At 66.9% G+C, this 20,209-nt stretch carries 23 protein-coding genes and 2 pseudogenes; 9 read left to right on the top strand and 16 right to left on the bottom strand.

Features of this window, described 5'->3' with window-relative positions; genetic code table 11:
- The first annotated feature begins 53 nt into the window (after positions 1-53).
- Entirely contained in the window at positions 54-656 is a 603-nt protein-coding gene (locus tag GOAMI_RS07930; protein ID WP_006435939.1) for a TetR/AcrR family transcriptional regulator, read from the top strand.
- Here GOAMI_RS07930 and GOAMI_RS07925 read toward each other — a convergent pair.
- A complete protein-coding gene (locus GOAMI_RS07925; protein WP_006435938.1) occupies positions 637-1,929 on the bottom strand; it encodes an MFS transporter in 1,293 nt (430 codons plus the stop codon). The genes GOAMI_RS07930 and GOAMI_RS07925 overlap by 20 nt on opposite strands.
- A gap of 86 nt (positions 1,930-2,015) precedes the next feature.
- Entirely contained in the window at positions 2,016-2,141 is a 126-nt protein-coding gene (locus GOAMI_RS23425) for a hypothetical protein (RefSeq protein ID WP_255219186.1), read from the bottom strand.
- 99 nt (positions 2,142-2,240) lie between these two features.
- Between GOAMI_RS23425 and GOAMI_RS07920 the strand changes: the two genes are divergently transcribed.
- Positions 2,241-4,322, top strand: a complete 2,082-nt coding sequence (locus GOAMI_RS07920) for a DUF2339 domain-containing protein (RefSeq protein ID WP_006435937.1) — start codon at positions 2,241-2,243, stop codon at positions 4,320-4,322.
- On the opposite strand, the gene GOAMI_RS07915 is transcribed toward GOAMI_RS07920, so the two are convergent.
- On the bottom strand, positions 4,309-5,187 hold the full coding sequence (locus GOAMI_RS07915; RefSeq protein WP_006435936.1) for a formate/nitrite transporter family protein: 879 nt from the start codon (positions 5,185-5,187) through the stop codon (positions 4,309-4,311). The two genes, GOAMI_RS07920 and GOAMI_RS07915, sit on opposite strands and share 14 nt — an antisense overlap.
- A 320-nt stretch (positions 5,188-5,507) precedes the next feature.
- Here GOAMI_RS07915 and cynS point away from each other — a divergent pair, with 320 nt between their 5' ends.
- The gene (gene cynS / locus GOAMI_RS07910; protein ID WP_006435935.1) at positions 5,508-5,960 is read left to right on the top strand and encodes a cyanase; all 453 of its coding nucleotides are present in this window, start codon (positions 5,508-5,510) and stop codon (positions 5,958-5,960) included.
- Positions 5,961-6,020: 60 nt separating this feature from the next.
- Here the strand turns inward: cynS and GOAMI_RS07905 are convergent, their stop codons facing one another.
- A complete protein-coding gene (locus tag GOAMI_RS07905; RefSeq protein ID WP_006435934.1) occupies positions 6,021-6,884 on the bottom strand; it encodes an AraC family transcriptional regulator in 864 nt (287 codons plus the stop codon).
- Positions 6,885-6,934: 50 nt separating this feature from the next.
- Here GOAMI_RS07905 and GOAMI_RS07900 point away from each other — a divergent pair.
- From GOAMI_RS07900 to GOAMI_RS07885, 4 genes and pseudogenes are all read left to right on the top strand, one after another.
- Positions 6,935-8,349, top strand: a pseudogene (locus GOAMI_RS07900) (S1C family serine protease).
- A gap of 224 nt (positions 8,350-8,573) precedes the next feature.
- Positions 8,574-9,071: a TetR/AcrR family transcriptional regulator gene (locus tag GOAMI_RS07895; RefSeq protein WP_006435932.1), complete on the top strand. Its 498-nt coding sequence runs from the start codon at positions 8,574-8,576 to the stop codon at positions 9,069-9,071.
- 30 nt (positions 9,072-9,101) lie between these two features.
- Complete coding sequence (locus GOAMI_RS07890; RefSeq protein WP_006435931.1) at positions 9,102-9,809, top strand: hemerythrin domain-containing protein; 708 nt, start codon at positions 9,102-9,104, stop codon at positions 9,807-9,809.
- The gene (locus tag GOAMI_RS07885) at positions 9,806-10,132 is read left to right on the top strand and encodes an SRPBCC family protein (RefSeq protein ID WP_006435930.1); all 327 of its coding nucleotides are present in this window, start codon (positions 9,806-9,808) and stop codon (positions 10,130-10,132) included. The genes GOAMI_RS07890 and GOAMI_RS07885 overlap by 4 nt, the downstream gene beginning before the upstream one ends.
- A 16-nt stretch (positions 10,133-10,148) precedes the next feature.
- Here the strand turns inward: GOAMI_RS07885 and GOAMI_RS07880 are convergent, their stop codons facing one another.
- Both GOAMI_RS07880 and GOAMI_RS07875 read right to left on the bottom strand, forming a co-directional pair.
- Complete coding sequence (locus GOAMI_RS07880; protein ID WP_006435929.1) at positions 10,149-10,643, bottom strand: nucleoside deaminase; 495 nt, start codon at positions 10,641-10,643, stop codon at positions 10,149-10,151.
- A gap of 154 nt (positions 10,644-10,797) precedes the next feature.
- A complete protein-coding gene (locus GOAMI_RS07875; protein WP_006435928.1) occupies positions 10,798-11,157 on the bottom strand; it encodes an Rv2640c family ArsR-like transcriptional regulator in 360 nt (119 codons plus the stop codon).
- A 97-nt stretch (positions 11,158-11,254) separates the two neighbouring features.
- Between GOAMI_RS07875 and GOAMI_RS07870 the strand changes: the two genes are divergently transcribed.
- Positions 11,255-11,755, top strand: a complete 501-nt coding sequence (locus GOAMI_RS07870) for an ArsI/CadI family heavy metal resistance metalloenzyme (protein ID WP_006435927.1) — start codon at positions 11,255-11,257, stop codon at positions 11,753-11,755.
- 52 nt (positions 11,756-11,807) lie between these two features.
- Here GOAMI_RS07870 and GOAMI_RS07865 read toward each other — a convergent pair whose 3' ends face one another.
- From GOAMI_RS07865 to GOAMI_RS07820, 10 genes and pseudogenes are all read right to left on the bottom strand, one after another.
- A complete protein-coding gene (locus GOAMI_RS07865) occupies positions 11,808-12,230 on the bottom strand; it encodes an arsenate-mycothiol transferase ArsC (protein WP_006435926.1) in 423 nt (140 codons plus the stop codon).
- Positions 12,227-12,655 (bottom strand): arsenate reductase ArsC, encoded by a 429-nt coding sequence (locus tag GOAMI_RS07860; protein ID WP_006435925.1) that lies wholly within the window; start codon positions 12,653-12,655, stop codon positions 12,227-12,229. Before GOAMI_RS07860 ends, GOAMI_RS07865 begins: the two co-directional genes overlap by 4 nt.
- 67 nt (positions 12,656-12,722) lie before the next feature.
- Positions 12,723-13,802 carry an ACR3 family arsenite efflux transporter gene (gene arsB, locus GOAMI_RS07855; RefSeq protein WP_006435924.1) on the bottom strand — a complete coding sequence of 360 codons (1,080 nt, stop codon included), beginning with the start codon at positions 13,800-13,802 and terminating at the stop codon, positions 12,723-12,725.
- The gene (locus tag GOAMI_RS07850; RefSeq protein WP_006435923.1) at positions 13,799-14,179 is read right to left on the bottom strand and encodes an ArsR/SmtB family transcription factor; all 381 of its coding nucleotides are present in this window, start codon (positions 14,177-14,179) and stop codon (positions 13,799-13,801) included. The genes arsB and GOAMI_RS07850 overlap by 4 nt, the downstream gene beginning before the upstream one ends.
- Positions 14,180-14,312: 133 nt before the next feature.
- The gene (locus GOAMI_RS07845; RefSeq protein ID WP_040004680.1) at positions 14,313-14,750 is read right to left on the bottom strand and encodes a VOC family protein; all 438 of its coding nucleotides are present in this window, start codon (positions 14,748-14,750) and stop codon (positions 14,313-14,315) included.
- Positions 14,751-14,792: 42 nt separating this feature from the next.
- The gene (locus GOAMI_RS07840; protein ID WP_006435921.1) at positions 14,793-15,155 is read right to left on the bottom strand and encodes a zinc ribbon domain-containing protein YjdM; all 363 of its coding nucleotides are present in this window, start codon (positions 15,153-15,155) and stop codon (positions 14,793-14,795) included.
- Positions 15,156-15,298: 143 nt separating this feature from the next.
- Positions 15,299-15,631 (bottom strand): YciI family protein, encoded by a 333-nt coding sequence (locus GOAMI_RS07835; RefSeq protein ID WP_006435920.1) that lies wholly within the window; start codon positions 15,629-15,631, stop codon positions 15,299-15,301.
- A gap of 37 nt (positions 15,632-15,668) precedes the next feature.
- Positions 15,669-16,748, bottom strand: a complete 1,080-nt coding sequence (ychF, locus tag GOAMI_RS07830) for a redox-regulated ATPase YchF (RefSeq protein ID WP_006435919.1) — start codon at positions 16,746-16,748, stop codon at positions 15,669-15,671.
- A gap of 72 nt (positions 16,749-16,820) precedes the next feature.
- Positions 16,821-18,119 (bottom strand): annotated as a pseudogene (locus GOAMI_RS07825) (AI-2E family transporter); the annotation flags it as partial.
- 94 nt (positions 18,120-18,213) lie between these two features.
- The gene (locus GOAMI_RS07820) at positions 18,214-18,543 is read right to left on the bottom strand and encodes a hypothetical protein (RefSeq protein WP_247603096.1); all 330 of its coding nucleotides are present in this window, start codon (positions 18,541-18,543) and stop codon (positions 18,214-18,216) included.
- A 105-nt stretch (positions 18,544-18,648) separates the two neighbouring features.
- Here GOAMI_RS07820 and GOAMI_RS07815 point away from each other — a divergent pair, with 105 nt between their 5' ends.
- Positions 18,649-20,181, top strand: a complete 1,533-nt coding sequence (locus GOAMI_RS07815) for a DNA-3-methyladenine glycosylase 2 family protein (protein WP_006435917.1) — start codon at positions 18,649-18,651, stop codon at positions 20,179-20,181.
- The last annotated feature ends 28 nt before the right edge of the window (positions 20,182-20,209 follow it).

Below are 20,209 nucleotides of genomic sequence, written 5' to 3'. Positions count from 1 at the left end.
CACATGTGACCAGACCTGGCTCAGGTCCGGTTCGGTCCGTCTATGGTGAAACGATGTCCAGTCCGACCCGGTGGGCCGGCGTTCCCCTGGAGGACCGCCGCGCAGAGCGACGAGCGATCCTCGTCGCCGCGGCCTTCGACATCTTCGGGGGCGACGGACCCGAGACCGAGCTGTCGGTGCGCGCGGTGTGCCGTCACTGCGGTTTCAACACCAGGTACTTCTACGAGAGCTTCACCGACACCGACGAGCTCCTCGGTGCCGTCTACGACGCCACGGCCGCCGAACTGGGCACGGTGGTCGAGGCCGCGATGACGACTGCCGGCCGTTCCGTCCGTGCCCGGACCCGCGCCGGCATGCTCGCGGTCCTCGGTCACGCCTCCGAGGATCCCCGTCGCGGCCGCATCCTGTTCACCGAGGCACGCACCAATCCCGTACTCGCGCAACGACGCGCCGCGACGCAGGAGATGCTCTTCGAACTCTCCTTCGCCGAGGCCGACGCCCGGGAGGTCGATCCGCTCACCGGGCGGGTGCGGGCGGCCGTCTTCACCGGGGCCATGGCCGAGCTGGCGCAGCAGTTCCTCGCCGGCAGCCTCGGGGACGACCTCGAACGGGTCGTCGACGACGCCCTGGCGACACTCATACCAGGTCGTCGCTGATCCGCGGGCCCGCTCTCCGCAGCGCCTGGATCGACGCGGGCCCCATGCCGCGGTCGAGTGCCCTGATCATCACGACGACGCCGATGCCCGAGAGCACCAGGGCAATCCCGAACAGCGCCGGGAATCCGAACAGATCACCCACGACGCCCGCCACGAACCCGGCCGCACCCTGGACGCCGACGACCGCACAGGCGAACAGCGTGTAATCGCTTCCTTCGTAGCCCTTCTCGCACGCATCCATCATGAGGGTGAAGACCGCGACGGTTGCCGCCCCACCGAGGATGTGTTCGGCCAGACTCGCGGTCACCACGAGCCAGAACCCGCCGGCGCCCGCCGCGGCCGCCAGATAGAGCGCCAGACTGAGGGTTTGGGTGACACCGCCGAACAGCAGTGCCGGCCGCCGGCCGTAGCGGAACGCCAGCCAACCGCCGAGGGCCGCACCGGCGAGCGCACCGGCTGAGGACAACGCGCCTTCCACGAGAGCGATCTGCCCCAGGCTGAGCCCGACGTCGGACATGAACGGCCCGACGAGTGCCGATCCCATCGAGTTGCCGAACTTGAACGCCCCGACGACCAGGATGAACACGAGGACTCCGGGACGTCGAAGCCTGGCGAGCCAGCCCGTCAGCAGCAGTGCCGGCGACGGTCGCGAACGATGCGCCCGGTCCTCCGACGGCGTCGTCGTCGTGTCCGCGGGAGTACGGGCGAGAAACCACACCGGCAGCGTCAGCGCCACGAGCAGCACCGACATCGCGACGAAGAGACTGCGCCAGCCCGCGAGCGAGAAGAGCCACAACAATCCGCCGCCCCCGACGATCATGCCGACCCGGTAGGCGCCCACCTGGATCCCGTTGCCCAGGCCGCGTTGTCGGGGTCCGAGGCTCTGCACCGCCAGTCCGTCGGTCGCGATGTCCTGGGTGGCGGAAGCCAGGTTGATGACCGCGATGCCGACGAGCAACCAGACGAGTGTCCCGGAGAGGTCGAGAAAGGCCAGGACGAGCGCGATCGTCGCGGACGTCAACTGCATCGCCAGGAGCCAGCGGCGTCGTGTCCCGTACCGGTCGACGTACGGCGCCCACAAGAACTTCAGGCCCCACGGCGCGAACAGCAATCCGTACACGCTGATCTGTGTGAGCGAGTACCCCTCCTCCCGCAGGATGACGGGCACCGCCTGACTGAAGAACCCATACGGCAGGCCCTGCGCGAAATAGAGGGCCGTGAGCAGGACCATGGTGCCGACGGCAAGCGTGCTCGTACGCGACGGGGTCGACATGGCAGTCATCATGCCCCAGCCGCGTCGGCCGGCCCTCCCGAGTCACCTCCAGGCGTTCACCTCACCGGCCGGCAATCCATCGGTCGTCACGCGGCCATGGCCGGAAACGACAGCGTCACCAGCATCAACGCGAAGAGGAACCAGGCGGCGCCCTGCCACCTCTTCTCCACATCCTGCCGACCGCGGTCCGTGGGATCGTGCACATCGTTCATGCCGGAGGCATACCCCCCGCCTCCCGCCGCACGAAACCCTCAACCTCGCTGAGTAGCACTACTCATGTCCCGTCGAGCGCGAGCGGACAGGGTCGGTGCATGACCACTTCCAGCAGCATGTTCGGACGCGACCCCGGGGTCGCGACACTCGCGCGGATCTCCACCGAGTTCGAGGCCATCGCCCGCCAGATGTCCACGGTCTCGGCCGAATTCGCCGAGCTGAGGCGGATCGTCGAAAACCCCGCCGCGCAGACCGGTCAGCAGTCCGCGGAACAGGCTCAGGCGAGTCCACTCACCCCACCGACCGCGGCTTCGGCGCCTACGCCTCCGGCGCCCACTCCGCCGATGACCATGCCGCCGATGACCATGCCGATGGCTCAGCAGCCGCCGACTGCCTGGTCGTCACCCGGACGTCCGCCGAATCAGGGGAGCTTTTCCTACGGGCCGCCCGCCCGTCCGGTTCCGCCGCTTCCGGGGCCGCATCCCGTGTACGCCCCGGTGGCGCAACCGCCGAGCGCTCCGTGGCCGCCGCGTCCGCCCGCGCGCCCGTTGTCCGAACGGGTCGCGGCAGCGGCCGAGCGGGGGCTGGTCGGCAAGGTCCTCGCCACCGCCGGGGTGGGCGTCACGCTGATCGGCATCGCCCTCCTGCTCGTGCTGGCCGCCCAGGCCGGCATCCTGCGCCCGGAGTTCCGTGTCGCGGGCGGCGCGATGTTCGCGGTTGCACTCGTCTCCACCGCGATCTGGTTGCGCCGCAAGCCAGGCGGGCGGACCGGGGCGATCGCCACGGCCGCAACGGGCATCGCGGCCGGGTACCTCGACGTCCTGGCGGCCACCAAGATCTACGAGTGGCTGCCCGTCGTGGCGGGTCTGGCGGTCGCCGGCGCCGTCGCCGCGGGCGGCCTGGTCCTCGCCTACCGCTGGCGCAGTGAGCATCTCGGACTCCTCGTGGTGGTCCCCCTCATCGTCCTCGGCCCGGTGCTGACCGGGGGCCTCGACATGACCCTGATCGCGTTCATGATCGTGCTCGCCGCGGCGTCGGCGTGGGTGCAGTGGCGCCGCGACTGGATCTGGTTGCACGCGGTGCGACTGGCGGCCCCGACCATCCCCCTCACCGTCGTCGGCCTGTCCGCACTGGGCGGCACGAACACCGCGCACACCGGATTCCAGTTCGCCGGTGCCACACTCGTCGTGATCGGCCTCGGTTTCGCAGGTGCGCTGGTGGCGATGCCCACCACCCGTTTCCGTGCGGTGCTCGCCGGTCTGGCGTCGGCGACGACGGTTCCGGTGCTGCTCGCCGGCGAGGTGATGGACACCGCGGGTGCGGTCGCACTGCAGGCCGCGGTCGCCGTGCTCGTCATCGGCATCACCGCGATCTGCTCGGTGGTGCGGACCGAACGCCTCGGGCCGCTGCCCGACGTCGTCGCGCAGATCTGGACCGCGACCTCGCTCGTCGTGCTGTTCGTTGCGATCCTCGTGTGCTTCGACGGGCCGGTGGCCGTCTCCGCGATGCTGGGCCTCGCCACGGTGACCGCTCTGGTCGCCCGTTCATGGTCGGCGACGTCGCTGGTCCTGCTGGGCGGGAGCACCGTGATCTGGGGCATCGGATTCGCGGCCCTGCTCGACGACATGCCGCCCTATGTCCTCGCACAGGCCCGTCTCGTCGAGGAGAACGCCTCGCTGTCGATCGTGATCGGAAGCCTGCTCGCCGGTGCGGGGGCCATCGTGATCGCCGTCGGGTGGACCCGACTCACCGCCGGCGACCTCGCCCGCGTGGCCTACAGCGCTGCTGCCGTGGTCGTGGTGTACGCGGTCACCGCCATCAGCGTGGTCTCCGGGGTCCTGATCGCCGGTCCCGACGGGTTCCTCGGCGGCCATGTCGTCGCGACCACCTGCTGGGTCGTCCTCGCCGGCGCGACACTGGCTTTCGCCCGGCGCCGCACCGGCGGCGAACGCGCCGCCGCACTCACCGGAGGCCTGGTGCTCGTCGCCGCGGCGATGGCCAGACTGTTCCTCTTCGACCTCGCCACCCTCGACGGGATCTTCCGGGTCCTCGTCTTCATCGTGACCGGCCTGATCCTGCTGGGGCTCGGGGCCTGGTACGCCCGGGCGCTCCACGGCGAGCGGGTCCCGGGGTCCTCGACCACGCCCCCGGGAACCGGAACTCCCGTCAGACTGTCTTGACGGCCTCGATCTCCGCGGGCGCAGCGACGTCGACCTCGGTCGTCTCATCGTGGGAGACGGGCCGACGGTCGGCGGCGGTGCGCGCATGAGTGATGTAGATCGTCAGCCCGACGAAGGTGAGGCCGCCGACGAGATTGCCGATCACCGTGGGGATCTCGTTCCAGACGAGGTAGTCGCCGATCGAGAAGTCACCACCGAGCATCAAGCCGGACGGGAACAGGAACATGTTGACGATCGAGTGCTCGAATCCCATGTAGAAGAACAGCATGATCGGCATCCACATGGCGAGGACCTTGCCGGGCAACGACGTCGACATCATCGCCCCGACGACGCCGGTGGACACCATCCAGTTGCACAGGACCCCGCGGATGAACAGCGTCAGCATCCCCGCGGCCCCGTGTTCGGCGTAACCGACGGTGCGGCTCTCCCCGATGTGACCGAGCTGCTGCCCTATCTCGTCAGGATCGACGCTGAAGCCGTAGGTGACGATCACCGCCATCATCACCGCGACCGTGAAGGCGCCCAGGAAGTTCCCCAGGAACACCCAACTCCAGTTGCGCAACATCGATCTGACCGTCACACCGCGTCGTTTGTCGATCAGTGCGAGCGGGACGAGCGTGAACACCCCGGTGAGGAGGTCGAAGCCCATCAGGTACAGGAGGCAGAAGCCGACCGGGAACAGCAGCGCCCCGAGCAGCGGTTCTCCGGTGCGGACGGTGACAGTCACGGCGAATGCGGCCGCGAGCGCCAGGATCGCGCCCGCCATGTAGGCGCGGATGATCGTGTCGCGGGTGGACAGGAACACCTTCGCCTCACCGGCGTCGACCATCTTCACCGCGAATTCGGACGGATTCACATAAGACAAGAGATTCTCCCGAGCGTTTCGATTCGTGACTCTTGCCTCCATCGAATCGAGACCACATGTCGACGATGTGTCGTCGGGACGTCCTGGTGTTACATCGACCTCTCCCGGGCGATTCGGTGCGGTGATGTTTCTCGGGGATTACCGCTTCCTCGTGGCGCGGTGTCGCCCGTGTGAAATCTGGCAAGAGTTCCAGCGGCACCTTGGAATTCCGCCGGGAACTGTGCATGGTGGAGGTATCCCTCGACGTGCCAACAGGATTCGGCGACGTCGCCAGTTCCACACGTCGACGGGCCATCATCAGCGCCGACCGAGGAGACACGATGACCACCCCGATCATGCCGAAGTCCGACGCCGCCGACCTCATCGTCGCGGCCCGGATCCGGCAGGGACTCACCTGGGCGACCATCGCCGACAAGATCGATGCGCCGCTGGTGTGGACGGTGGCGGCACTCCTCGGAAAACACCCGGTGCCCGCGGACAAGGCCACGGCGGTCGTCGAGATGCTCGGTCTCGGCGAGGGCGTCGCCGAGAGCCTGCGACAGCAACCGACGCGCACCCCGGACGAGGCCGCGACCAGTGATCCCACCATCTATCGCTTCTACGAGGCCCTCGACGTCTACGGTCCCGCCCTTAAGGAACTCATCCACGAGGAGTTCGGCGACGGGATCATGAGCGCGATCAACTTCAAGGTCGACATCTCGCGTCGCGCCGACCCGGGCGGTGACCGGGTCGTCGTGACCTTCGACGGGAAGTTCCTCGACTACAACTGGTGACCAGTCCCGTTTCATGGCTCCAACCCGCTCAGCGCGGTTCCGAGCTATGAATCGCGCAGGTCACGCCCGCTCGATCGGCATCCAGATCTCCGCGTCGGCGTAGGTTCCGCCCAAGTCGAGGTAGCGCACGAAGGTCGGCCCGGGACGTAACCGCCAGGGGTTCGACGGGAACCACTCGGTTGCCGTTGCCGCCCAGGTTTCCTGGAGGGTCGCCGGGAACGGCCCGGACGAGCGGAAGGTCGCCCACGCACCCGGAGCCACCGCGATGGTCGACAGATCCGGCGGAACCGTCGAATCCTGCTGCACGGCCACACCATGGAGGTACGTGATCGGTGTTCCCTCCGGGGCGTCGGGCCGGCTCTGGTCGGTGACGGCGAGGATGCCGACGGGTTCGGTGTCGTTGAGCGACTTGAGTCGAGCGTGCTCCTCGGGGGCGATCGACGCGAGGTGTTGCTGGATGTGCGGATTGACCCCCTGGTAGATGAGCGGCACCTGTGCGGCGTGCCCGGCGAGTACGAATGCGGGTCGGTCGGTGATCGTGACGTCCATCGGACGGCTCCCTTCGACGGTCAGGCGGAACCTGAGTACGGCTTGTGTTGCGAAAGGACCGCCATGGACCCGCACGTCCGCCGGGGACGCACCGTGGACCGACCGGAATGCCCGGCCGAACGCCTCGACCGAGGAATAGCCGTAGCGCACGGCGATGTCCAACAGGCCGGTGTCACTGCTCACCAGATCGGTTGCCGCGAGCGTCATCCGACGACGACGCACGTACTCCGAGAACGGAATTCCGGCGAGCGCGGCGAACATCCGGCGCAGGTGGTACTCAGTCGTCCCATGGGACCGGGCGAAGCCGGAGACGTCGACGGTCTCGTCGGTGTGCCGGTCGACGAAGTCGACCAGGTCATTCAGCGTGCCGATCATGGCTCTCCTTTCGTCCATGATCATGGTCGCTCCGCGCGATCTCGCACCCGATGATTCCGGGCAGGGACTGTCATCGCCACTCTCGTCCAGTTGTCAGGAAACTCGCAGGAAATCACCGCCTTACTCTCAAGAAGCCCCGGCACTGTGGTGCTGTGAGCGCACCTCAGTCCCCCGACCACACCCCCACTGAACCGCTGGGCGCACCCGGTGGTCCTCCACCGCCGCATGCCCACTGGGACGGCCTGCATTCGGGTTCGCCGCACGCGGCGAGTCCACCTCCGCGTGTCGGCGGCGTGACGAAGCCGATCGTCGTCACCGCCCTGCTGGCGGGCCTGCTCGGCGGCGCGATCGGAGTCGGCGGCAGCGCCCTGCTCGACCAGCACGGCAGTCCCTCGGCGCCGACCCTGAGCTCGCAACCGGCGAACACCGTGAGCGCCGCCGACGTCAAGCCGGGGTCGGTGACCTACGCGGCGCAGGTGGCGTCGAGGTCGGCGGCGGACATCAAGGTCCAGACGGCCCGCGGAACCGCCGTGGGCAGCGGGATCGTGCTCTCGCAGGACGGATACGTCCTGACCAACCACCACGTGGTCGCCGGGGCCGGCTCCGCCAGCAAGATCACGGTCACCACCAGCGACGGCAAGCAGCATTCCGCGACGATCACCGGCAGTTCGCCGTCGTACGACCTCGCCGTGATCAAGCTCGACGGTGCGTCGGGACTGACCCCCGCGGTGCTCGGCGACTCGGACGCGCTGCAGGTCGGCGAGCAGGTGGTGGCCGTCGGCAGCCCGGACGCCCTGACCAACACCGTCACCTCTGGCATCATCAGCGCATTGTCGCGCACGGTGACCGCCGCCGACGAAAGCGGTTCGGCGGTCACGGTGTACAACGGCCTGCAGACCGATACCCCGATCAACCCGGGCAACTCCGGTGGGCCCCTGGTGAATCTGCAGGGTCAGGTGGTCGCCGTGAACTCCGCCGTCGACACCGGGCAGGCAGCCAGCGGCGGACCTCAGTCCTTCGGACTCGGTTTCGCCATCCCGATCAACACTGCCAAGCGCATCGCGAACCAGCTGCTGCAGAACGGTGAGGCGACCAAACCCGTTCTCGGCGTGTCGGGTTCGCTGTCGTCAATCGGCGCCGAGGACGGCGCGACCGTGTCATCGGTGGAGAACGGCGGACCGGCGGCGAAAGCCGGTATCTCTCGCGGAGACGTGATCACGAAGGTCGGCGACACCCCCGTCGCCGACTATGCCGATCTGATGGCGCAGGTGCTCACGCACGCGCCGGGTGAAACCGTGCCGGTCACCGTCGGCTCGGGGTCGGACGCGCGCACCGTGAAGGTGAAGCTCGGCAGCATCGTCGACAAGCAGCAGACCACGGTGCCCGAGTCGGGCGGCGGCTCCGACGGCGGGCCGGACGGATCTCGACTCCCTTTCGGCATCAACCGTTCGGACAGGTTCCGTGACCGCCTGACGGGTGGTGCGCAGACTTCGTCTGATAACCCTTGTATTGAAAACAAAGCAGGCGCATACTTCGGGTATGGGTTCGTCCGATCAGCCCGCATCCGCAGCGACGGCCACCCGGAGGAGTTACGACTCGACCCTCCGGCGGAGCCAGGCGGAGCAGACCCGCGCGCAGATCCTCGAGGCCGCCACTCGCCTGTTCGCCGAGCGCGGCTGGTCCGTCGGGGTGCGCGAGATCGCTGCTGAGGCAGGCGTGTCCTTCGAGACGGTCTATGCGAAGTTCGGCTCCAAGACACGGCTGTTCCTCACGGCGTTCGACGTGGCGGTCGTCGGCGACGATCGGCCTGTCGCACTCGCCCAGCGGCCGGAGTTCGCCGCGCTGTCCGCGGGCGACCGCCGTGAACGTGCCGCAGCCGGAGCCGCCCTGGCCGCCGACATCTACGCTCGCACCGCTGGTCTGTACCGGGCGCTGCGCGAAGGCGCCTCCTTCGACCCCGAACTCGCATCCAGGCTCGTCGAGGCGTACCGCCGTCAGCGTTCAGATGTGCGGGCAGCGGGTGAGGCTGTCGCCGGACGCACGCTCGCCACCGATGAAGCCGAGGGATTGTGGGCGGTGATCAGCACAGAGGTCTACGACCTGCTCGTCAACAACGCGGGGTGGAGCCACACCCGCTATCGGAACTGGATCGCCGACGCCACCGTGCGACTACTCGGCCCCGATTGACTTCAGCCCTTCGATCGAGAGGACAGGGCCATGTCCATCACCACACGCGAACCCGCCGACACACGAAGCATGGGCATCGTGCACAGCGCACTACGACGGGACCTGCAGCGAGCCCGCCTCGTCATCGGAGCACCGCCTTATCCCGACGACGCCCGCCGACGAGCCATCGCCGACCACATCACCTGGATGATGGGCTTCCTCCACATGCATCACACCGGCGAGGACAAGTGGTTGTGGCCACTCGTCCGGTCGAGAAACCCCGACGCCGCACCCCTTCTCGACGACATGGAAGCCGATCATCTCCGGATCGCTCCGGCCGTCGACGCGTTGATCGAAGCCACCTCCGCCTACCGTCGGGACCCACAGGCACGGGACACCCTGCTCGACGCGCTGGAACGGCTGTCAGAAGTACTGCTCCCCCATCTCGAACGCGAGGAACTCGAGGCGATGCCGGTGGTCGCGGCCGCGATCAGCACCGCGGAGTTCCGGGACGTCGAACACGAATTCTTCGTCAAGCCAAAGGGATTCGCCGAACTCGGCCGCGAGGGTCACTGGGTCGTCGACGGTCTGGGAGATGAAGACCGGGAACTGATCTACGGCGTGGTGCCGGCCGTACCCAGGTTCATCCTCGTCCACGGCTTCGCACGCGCCTACCGGCGTCGGGCCGAGCTCATGTGGGGGCATGGTCCGGCGTCGAGGATCGGCCCGGTGACCGTCGAGGCGAAGAACCCGTCATGACACGCCGTCTCGCCCACCAGGGTCGCACCGAGTCGTATGCCGACGCACCACCCGAGGCCGTCTTCGACATCGTCTCCGACGTGACCCGGGTCGGCGAGTGGAGCCACGAGTGTCGGGGCGCGCACTGGGTCGGCGCCGAGAGGGAGGCAGCTCCCGGCGTACGATTCCGCGGCATCCTTCAGACCTACGACTTGCTCCATGTCGCACCGGGTTTCGACCGCATCTACTGGTTCCTCATCAAAGGCCATCGAGACCGCAGGGGTGCGCTCGCCGCGGATCTCGATCGCCTGGCAGCGCTCGCGGCTGCATTCAGCCGACGGTGAGGATCGCCAATCGCGGTCATGCGCGGTCAGCCTCGTCGTCGACGACGCCGATGTCCTCGTTCCACAGGCCGGGATTGGCCGCGATGAACTCCGACATCATCGCCGTGCAACGTTCGTCGTCGAGGATCGTGACCGACACCCCGAGGTCGGCGAGCCAGTCCTCTCCGCCCTGAAACGAACGGTTCTCGCCGATCACCACCGATCCGATGCCGAACTGCCGGATCAGTCCGCTGCAGTACCAGCAGGGCGCGAGGGTCGTCACCATGATCGTCGACGAGTAGTCCCGTTGCCGACCGGCCGCACGGAAGGCGTCGGTCTCTGCATGCGCCGACGGATCATCCTGCTGGACACGGCGATTCCGACCCTCACCGAGGAGGCTCCCGTCGGCGGCGAACAAGGCCGCACCGATCGGGATGCCACCCTCCTCGAGACCCGACCGGGCCTGCCGATAGGCGGTGTCCATCAGATGCGAGAGATCGAGACCGGAGGGGAGGTCCGCGGGAGAACTCATCTGGCAAGAATTGCCGATCGGGACCTCAGGCGGCAACTGGGGACTGCGCCGTCCTGCACCGCGCCGGGACCTTCACAGCCACGACACACCTACGACGACGATCGACCGACACCAGCGAGATCACCCGCCGATCACCGGGGCAGGCATCTGACTTTCAACGGCAGCACGCCGGGTCGAGCACCTGGCGCAGCGCCTGGAGTGCGTCGACGTGGGCACGGTAATAGACGTTCATGCCGCGACGCTCGGACCGGACCATGCCGGCTTTCTTGAGTTGACCGAGGTGGTGGCTGACCGTGGGTTCGGACAGTCCGACGGCGGTGGCCAGGTCGCAGGTGCAGACCTCGCCGGCCCCGTCGGTGAGCAGGATCGACATCAGCTTGATCCGCACCGGATCGGCGAGCGCTTTGAGTCGCAAGGCGATTTCCAGTGCGGCGTCATCGTCGAGCGGTGCGGCCGACACCGGTTCGCAGCAGATGGGGTCGATCATGTCGATGACCGGGAGCGCCTTGGGCATGACGGCCATCCTACCCACATCATTGACATATGTCGAAGAGGTTGGCACTCTGGACAGCGTCAGTAATTCGATATAAGTCGCACAGGTGGAGGTAGTCATGTCGCGTATGCAGCTCGCACTCAACGTTGATGATCTGAATCAAGCGGTCGAGTTCTACTCGAAGTTGTTCAATGTCGCCCCGGCCAAACGGAAGCCGGGTTACGCGAACTTTGCGGTCGCCGAGCCGCCGCTGAAGCTGGTGCTGTTGGAGAACCCGGGCAAGGGCGGCACGATCAACCACCTCGGTGTGGAAGTCGAGTCCAGCGATCAGGTGCACGCCGAGATCGCCCGACTCAGCGGTGAAGGCCTCTTCACCGAGGAAGAGATCAATACCACGTGTTGTTTCGCCACCCAGGACAAAGTCTGGGTGACGGGTCCGGCAGGTGAGAAGTGGGAGGTCTACACCGTCCTGGCCGACTCCGACACCTTCGGGACCAGCCCAAACCTGCTGGCCGACAGCGCGACCGGCGATTCGACCGACTCGCCGGCATGTTGTGGCACTGCCGGTGCCCCAGAGGCCGGCGAGCCCGCACCGAGTGCGTCCACCGCCTGCTGCTGACATCTCCCGAACCCGTCGGCGAGCAGCAGTGCTGCTGGTGCCCGCCGCCGGCTCAGGCGTGGTCGGCCAGGCGCGCGGTGAGGTCGGTGATGCGAGCGGCGATGTCGTCGCGGATCAGACGCATGCGCTCGATGCCGTCGATCCCGCGTACGGAGGGTTCATCGGTCTCCCAGACCTCGACGACGGCCCCATCTGGCGGGGTGACTTGCGCGGACGTTCCCAGCACGACCGTGAGGTCGGCGTCGCGCATCAGATCGTCGGTGAGTTGGCGTGGCGTATGGCCGTCGATGTCCACGCCGACTTCGGCGAGCACCTGAGCGGACAGGTCGTTGACATGCTTGCCGATCGCGGCGTCGGTTCCGGCGGAGGAGGCGTTGATCGCGCCGGCGCCCAACGTGCTCGACAGGCCTTGGGCCATGACCGACTTACCTCGATTGCTCACGCACACGAACAGAACCGATCGTGATGTGCTCATCGCACGCTCTGTTCCGTGCCGGCGGGCACGATCTCGGCGAGCAGGTCGACCACCAGCGATCGGATCTGATCGCGGATTGGGCGCACCGCGTCAATACCCTGGCCGGCGGGGTCTGCGAGTGCCCAGTCGCGGTAGTCGACCCCGGGAAACACCGGGCAGGCGTCGCCGCAGCCCATGGTGATGACCACGTCGGAGCGCTCGACGGTGTCGGGGGTGAGGATCTTCGGAGCTTGGTCGGAGATGTCGATTCCGACCTCGGCCATGGCCTCCACGGCCACGGGGTTGATGGCTTCCGCCGGCGCCGAACCCGCAGAGCGAACCTCGACCCGACCGCCACCCAGCGCGGTGAGAAACCCGGCGGCCATCTGAGAACGGCCGGCGTTGTGGACGCAGACGAACAACACACTCGGTCTCGGTGCAGACATGGCGTGGCTTCCTTTTCGGTGTGAGAGGAGGTTATGCGTGTGGTGCGGGACGAGCCCTCGAGCAAGCTCAGGACTTCTGCGGGGCGATGAAGCGCTTGCGCAACGCCAGCGAGACGTACACCAACCCCACGAGGACCGGGACCTCGATCAACGGGCCCACGACACCGGCCAATGCCTGTCCCGAAGTGGCGCCATACGTGGCGATCGCGACCGCGATGGCCAGTTCGAAGTTGTTGCCGGCAGCAGTGAACGCCATCGTCGTGGTGCGTTCGTACCCGAGTTTCATGGCCGCACCGAATGCATAACCGCCGCCCCACATCACCGCGAAGTACACCAGCAGCGGGATCGCGATGCGGACGACATCGAGCGGTTGGGAGGTGATCTGATCACCTTGCAGGGCAAAGAGAATCACGATAGTGAACAGCAACCCGTACAGCGCCCACGGACTGATCCTGGGAATGAACGTCGACTCATACCAGTCGCGACCCCTGTTCCGCTCCCCCAGATATCGGGACAGGAATCCGGCGGCCAGCGGGATGCCCAGGAAGACCAGCACCGATTTGGCGATCTGCCACGGAGACGCATCGATCGTTGTCTGCTCCAGACCCAGCCAACCCGGCAAGACCGAGAGGTAGAACCAGCCCAGGACGGCGAACATCACGACCTGGAACACCGAGTTGATCGCCACCAACACTGCAGCTGCTTCACGGTCACCGCACGCCAGATCATTCCAGATGATCACCATCGCGATGCATCGCGCCAACCCGACGATGATCAGACCGGTGCGGTACTCGGGCAGGTCGGCGAGGAAGATCCAGGCCAGAGCGAACATCAACGCAGGGCCGACGACCCAGTTCAGGACCAGCGATCCGATGAGGAGTCGCTTGTCTCCGGTCACCGTGTCGAGGCGGTCGTAGCGGACCTTCGCCAGAACCGGATACATCATGATCAGCAGGCCGATCGCGATGGGTAACGAGACGCCATCGATCGAGATGGCCGACAGCACATCGTTCAACCCGGGGATCAACCGGCCCAGGAGCAGGCCGGCGACCATCGCCACCCCGATCCACACCGGCAGGAACCGGTCAAGGGTGGAGAGTTTGCCGACGACCGCGGGGTGCTCGGAAGTGTTCGATGCGGTACTCACGCGATCACCAACGTGTCCGCGGTGGGATCCGCCGAGCTCAGAATGGACGAGAGCTGCTGCAACGCAGCAGGAATGACCCAGTAGTACACCCAGGTGCCCCGGCGCTCACAGTCCAGCAGACCCGCCTGCCGCAACACCTTGAGATGGTGCGAGATGGTGGGCTGGGACAAATCGAACGATCCCGAGATGTCGCACACGCAGGCCTCCCCGCCGGCATGGCTGGCCACCAGGCTCAGCAACCGCAATCGCACCGGATCGCCCATCGCCTTGAACATGCGCGCCAACTCCACCGTCGCATCGACGCTGAGAGGCTCCTGCACCAACGGCGTACAACACGCCTCGTCCGCCACGTCGGGCAGCCGGTCCTGATTCGACATGCGTCTATATTGACAGACCTCGAACCGCCGACCAAATGAACATTCGTCGAACGCCGGCCGCGAGACAGATGGCGCCAGGGCGATGTCGAGCCATCGATTCCTGCTACTGCATGACGGTCGCCATAGGTGGTCGTCAGCTCTTCGTCAGATCCTGCGCGAGCATCACGATGATGCCGCTGGGCCCACGCACGTAAGTGAGCTTGTAGATGTTCTCGTAGTTCGCGACCCCGCGAAGCGGACGACATCCGTGCCGCGCGGCGATCTCGAGCGCCGCGTCGAGGTCGTCGACCGAGAACGCGACACGGTGCATGCCGATCTCGTTGGGCAGCGTCGGCGTCGTCTCGATGGCGTCGGGATGGAGGTACTCGAACAGTTCGAGCCGGCCTTGCCCGTCGGGTGTCCGCAGCATCGCGATCTTGGCGTGGTTTCCGTCGAGACCGACTGCGGTGGAGGCCCATTCGCCGCTCACCTCGTCCCGGCCGACGACGCTGAGGCCGAGGTCGGTGAAGAACGCGATCGCCGCCTCGATGTCGCGGACCGCGATCCCGATGTTCTCGAGTTTGATGGCCATGTCGGCCACGGTAACTCCCCGAAGCTGTGGATCGGTATCGGCTCAGAGAACCTTCTTCACCACGCTCGACTTCAGTTGCATCTGACCGAAATCGGGAACCTTCGCGTCGATGTCGTGGTCGCCCACGCCGTCGGAGATCAACCGGATGTTTCGCACCTTCGTGCCGATCTTGATGACACCGCCGCCACCGCCCTTGACCTTGACGGTCTTGACGATGGTCACGGTGTCACCATCGGCAAGGGCGTTGCCGACCGAATCCTTGATCTCGGTCGTGGCCGCGGCGTCGACTTCCGACGATTCATCGGCCGACCACTCGTGCCCGCACATCGGGCACACCAGGAGCGCGCCCTGCGGGTGGGTGAACTCCTGAGCACACTCCGGGCACGGAGGCAGCTGGTCAGACATGGAAGAAGCGGAACGTTTGCATGCCCATGAGCATAGCCTGCCACCTGCGCAAACATGCCAACCAGCTGGGCGTTGGACCCGGAAAGAAGGTTCGTCGGAGCTTCCTCATCTCGGATGGACTCTCGTCGGAAACGCCGGCGCATTCAGCCCAGGACCGCCGGGCACTCGATGACCTCGATCGAGTTGCCACGGAAGAGTGTCAGGTGTGGGTGCTCGCCCAGGATGCGGACCGCGTCGTCATGGGAATCGGCCTCGACAACCGCGTACGCAACCTTGGCGTCCTCGAACTCCTCGACGCCGTCGGCGGTCACTCGACGCTTCCGGAACAGTGGGGCACCAGGATCGATCAGAGCCGTTCGATGGGCTCGTGCCCAGGCCGACCAGGCCGCCATGAAGTCGGCCTGCTGCTGCTCGGTCAGCCCAACCCTGTCGATGTCGCCGGCCGAGCCGTTGAGGATCGCGAGAAATCTGGGCACACCAACACGATAGGCGTCGGGGCGAGCCGGTGCGCCGCTACACGTTGAAGCGGAACTCCACCACGTCGCCGTCCTGCATGATGTAGTCCTTGCCCTCCATGCGGACCTTGCCGGCGGCCTTGGCGGCGGCCATCGATCCGGCCTCGTCGAGGTCGGCGAAGGACACGATCTCGGCCTTGATGAAGCCCTTCTCGAAGTCGGTGTGGATGACGCCGGCCGCCTTGGGTGCGGTGTCGCCCTGGCGGATCGTCCAGGCGCGCGCCTCCTTCGGACCTGCGGTGAGGTAGGTCTGCAGGCCGAGGGTGTGGAAACCGGCGCGCGCGAGCGAAGTCAGGCCGGGCTCGTCCTGGCCGATGGAGTCGAGCAGTTCCAGGGCGTCCTCCTCGTCGAGTTCGAGGAGTTCGCTCTCGACCTTCGCGTCGAGGAACACCGCGTCGGCCGGTGCGATGGCGGCGCGCAGTTCGGCCTTCTTCGCGTCGTCGGTGAGCACGCCCTCGTCGGAGTTGAACACGTAGAGGAACGGCTTCGCCGTCATCAGGTGCAGCTCGCGGACCGAAGACAGGTCGAACGAATCCTTCTGCGAGAACAGCGTTTTTCCGCTGTCGAGGATCTCCTGTGCCTTCTTGGCCGCCTCGAGGGTCTCGACGAGGTCCTTGTTCTTGCGCGAGTCCTTCTCCAGACGCGGGAGCGCCTTCTCCAGCGTCTGCATGTCGGCGAGGATCAGTTCGGTCTCGATGACCTCGATGTCGGCGAACGGATCGACGCGACCGTCGACGTGCACGACGTCACCGTCGTCGAAAACACGGACCACCTGGCAGATGGCGTCGGCCTCACGGATGTTGGCGAGGAACTGGTTGCCCATGCCCTCGCCCTCGGAGGCACCCTTGACGATGCCGGCGATGTCGACGAACGACACCGTGGCGGGCAGGATGCGCTCGCTGCCGAAGATCTCCGCGAGACGCTTCAGTCGCGCGTCGGGCAGTTCGACCACGCCCACGTTGGGCTCGATGGTGGCGAACGGGTAGTTGGCCGCCAGCACATCGTTACGGGTCAGGGCGTTGAACAGGGTCGACTTACCGACGTTGGGCAGACCGACAATTCCCAGGGTGAGACTCACGGGCGACCAGTCTATCGGCACCGGCCGCGAGGCCCGACGCTGCGTCGGACCTCGTCGTGGACCCGGCGGTCGGTCCCGGTCCAGCAATCCCTTGACCGGGTTCGGCGGCTCCTTCGGCGGGTCCTCGTCGGGGACGCCCACCTGCTTGGTGACGGGCGCACCTTCGGGTGCCAGCGACTCCCCCGCGCGTTCGGCGATCCGCTCGTTCAGGTAGCGCAACACCACCGCCAGCGACGCGACCGCCGGCACCGCGAGGAAGGCACCGGTGATACCGAACAGGGTGCCGCCCAACGTCACCGAGAGCAGCACGATCACGGCGTGCAGATCCATCGACTTCGCCTGCAACCACGGCTGCAGCACATTGCCCTCGAGCTGCTGCACAGCCAGGATGACGCCGAGCAGGATGAGCGCGGTGGTCAGGCCGTTGGACACGAGGGCGATGAGCACGGCGAGCGCTCCGGCGACGAACGCACCGACGATCGGGATGAAGCCGCCGAGGAAGGTGACCACCACCAACACGCCGGCGAGCGGAACCCCGAGGATGAACAAGCCGAGGCCGATGAGCGCGGCGTCGACGAAGCTGACGACCGCCTGCGTCCGGATGAATCCACCGAGGCTGTTCCACATCCGGGTCAGGACCTCACCGACGTGGGTGCCGGAAAGCTTGCCGACCGAGCGGTCGAGCCACGGCACGAACTTCGGCCCGTCCTTGAGGAAGAAGAACACCAGCACGAACGTGGTGAAGACGGTGACGAGCAGCGATGTCGCGGTGCCCACGCCGCTGAACACACCCGAGGCGATGGTCGACGCACTCGACTGCAACTTGCTCGTGATGGCGTTGACGATGTTGTCGAGCTGTTCGTCCTCGATGTTGAGCGGCGGCCCCTGAACCCAGTCCTGGAGATGCTTCACACCGTCGGTGGCCCGGTTGGCGAGTTCGGGAGCCTGGTCGACGATCGACGGCACGATCAGACCGATGACACCTCCGAGCACACCGAGACCGATCAGCATCATCAACAACGACGCCGCCGCGGCCGGGACGCCGTGGTTACGCATCCAGCGCACCGGCGGCCACAGGATGGTGCACACGATGATCGCGAGCAGGACCGGCAGCAGGATCACCCAGAACTTGCCGAGCACCCAGAAGAGCACCCACAGGGCGGCTGCCACCAGCACGATCTGCAGACCCACGGTCGCGCACGATCGCAGGCCGGCCATCATCACCTGGGCGCGCGTCGGGTATGCCTTCTCCTCGACGCCGCCGAGTACGGCATCATCCCCGAGGACGGCGTCGGCACCCACCGAGATGGAATCCGGGCTGCCGGTTCCGGCTTCGTCGTCTGCACGCTGGTCGTCCGAGCTGTCAGTCACTCGTGGATCCTCACACACCACGATGACATCGCGGAGTCGACGCGACGGATGACGGTCGCCGCGGATGCGAACAGCTCAGGGATGCCGCGACCGGTCAGCGTCGGCGCAGTTTGCGTCCGATGAAGCGGATCAGCGAATTGAGCGCCTCGAGTTCGGCGTCAACCTGATTGAAGACCGGCGGGATGTCGTCCCGGCCACACATCTCGACCTCCGGCGCGTCGAACGGCCGGATCGGCGACTCGTCGGCCCGCTGACCATCCCACGGCACGGGCGCGATGCCTTGTTCGGCCTCTTCGGTGAGTGCGCGTCTGATGGTCTCGGGGCCGTAGAGACCCATAATCATCTCCAGGCCCCATCCGGGCAGCCCGGCGAGGGGCAGGTCGTCGTGCCGGCTTCGCCGTCGGCCATCGAACCGTGTGGACATGGCGCAATCGTGCCACAGCACTGTTACTCAGATCACAGATTCGGCCGTACATGTCGCGTCCGATTTCCGCCAGAAGTCGATCCCGCCGAATGTCAGAGTGGAGAGGTGACCACAGCTTCCGTCGAACACACCGTCCCGGGCTCGGCTCCGGACTTCGACCGCTGCTATCGCGCCCTCCAGGCACGGGATGCACGTTTCGACGGCCAGTTCTTCGTCACCGTCCGGACCACCGGGATCTACTGCCGTCCGTCGTGCCCCGCGCAGACGCCGCGACCACACAATGTCGCGTTCGTGCTGACCGCGGCCGCGGCCCAGCAACAGGGCTACCGTGCCTGCCGGCGATGTGCTCCCGACGCCGTCCCCGGTTCTCCGCTGTGGAATGTGAACGCCGACATGTCCGCCCGCGCGATGCGGCTGATCGCGGACGGGGTCGTCGAACGTGAGGGTGTCGGCGGTCTCGCGGCACGGCTGAAGTACTCACCCCGCCATCTCAACCGTGTCCTCACCGACCACCTGGGTGCCGGTCCGCTCGCGCTCGCCCGCGCGCACCGGGCCACCAACGCCCGGGTGCTCATCCAGTGCACGACGCTACCGATGTCCGACGTCGCCTTCGCCGCCGGCTTCGCCAGCATCCGGCAGTTCAATGACACGATCCGCGCCGTCTTCGGACTCACCCCGACCGAACTCCGGCGACTCCGCAACGGTCGCGACCGACCACACGCCGAAGCACCGTCGGCTCCGGGCAGTGTCAGCCTGCGCCTGCCGTTTCGCGCGCCCTACCGCTGGACGTGGATGCGCTGGTTTCTGTCCGCACACGCGGCAGCGGGGGTCGAGACCGTCATCGACGACGCCGACGCACCCCTCGGTTGGCGGTTCCGGCGTGTCATCAACCTCCCGCACGGCTCGGCGATCGCCGAGATCGAACCCCATGACGACCACGTCGGTGTCGTTCTCTCCCGACTCGACATGCGCGACCTCGGTGCTGCGGTGAACCGTCTGCGTCGGCTACTCGACCTCGATGCCGACATCACCGCCGCCGCGGAGACCCTCGCCGACGACCCGACTCTCCGCCCTGTCGTCGAGACCGCGCCCGGACTCCGCGTGCCGGGCAGTCTCGACCCCGCGGAGACGATCATCCGCACCATGCTGGGACAGCAGGTCAGTCTCGCGGCCGCACGACATCAGATCGACCGGCTCGTCGACGCGCTCGGCGAAGCGTTGCCCGACGGTGCCACCTCGGGCGCCGATCGGGTACCGAAGGCTTTTCCCACCTCGGCCGCCATCGCGGCCCACGGACGCGAAGTGTTGCGCGGACCGCGCCGCCGGATCGACGCCGTCATCGGGGTCGCCGAGGCGCTCGCCGAAGGTCGGGTGGAACCGCATGCCGGGGTCGATGCGTCTGACCTACGTGCGCAACTGATCGAGCTGCCCGGAATCGGCCCCTGGACCGCCGACATCGTCACCATGCGAGTGACGGGCGATCCCGACGTCCTGCTCGCGAACGACCTGGTCGTCGCCCGGGCCGCGGCCGACCTGGGACTCGATCTGCGCGACACACATCACTGGGCACCGTGGCGGTCGTACGCGACGATGCACCTGTGGCGACACCGCCTCGCCGGCGCCGGCGAGGACGTATGACGAGCGGACCCCAGATGACGCCTGATCC

It is taken from the genome of Gordonia amicalis NBRC 100051 = JCM 11271 (genome assembly GCF_000332995.1).
GTDB lineage: Bacteria > Actinomycetota > Actinomycetes > Mycobacteriales > Mycobacteriaceae > Gordonia > Gordonia amicalis.
This window is presented reverse-complemented; position numbering and strand designations above follow the sequence as displayed.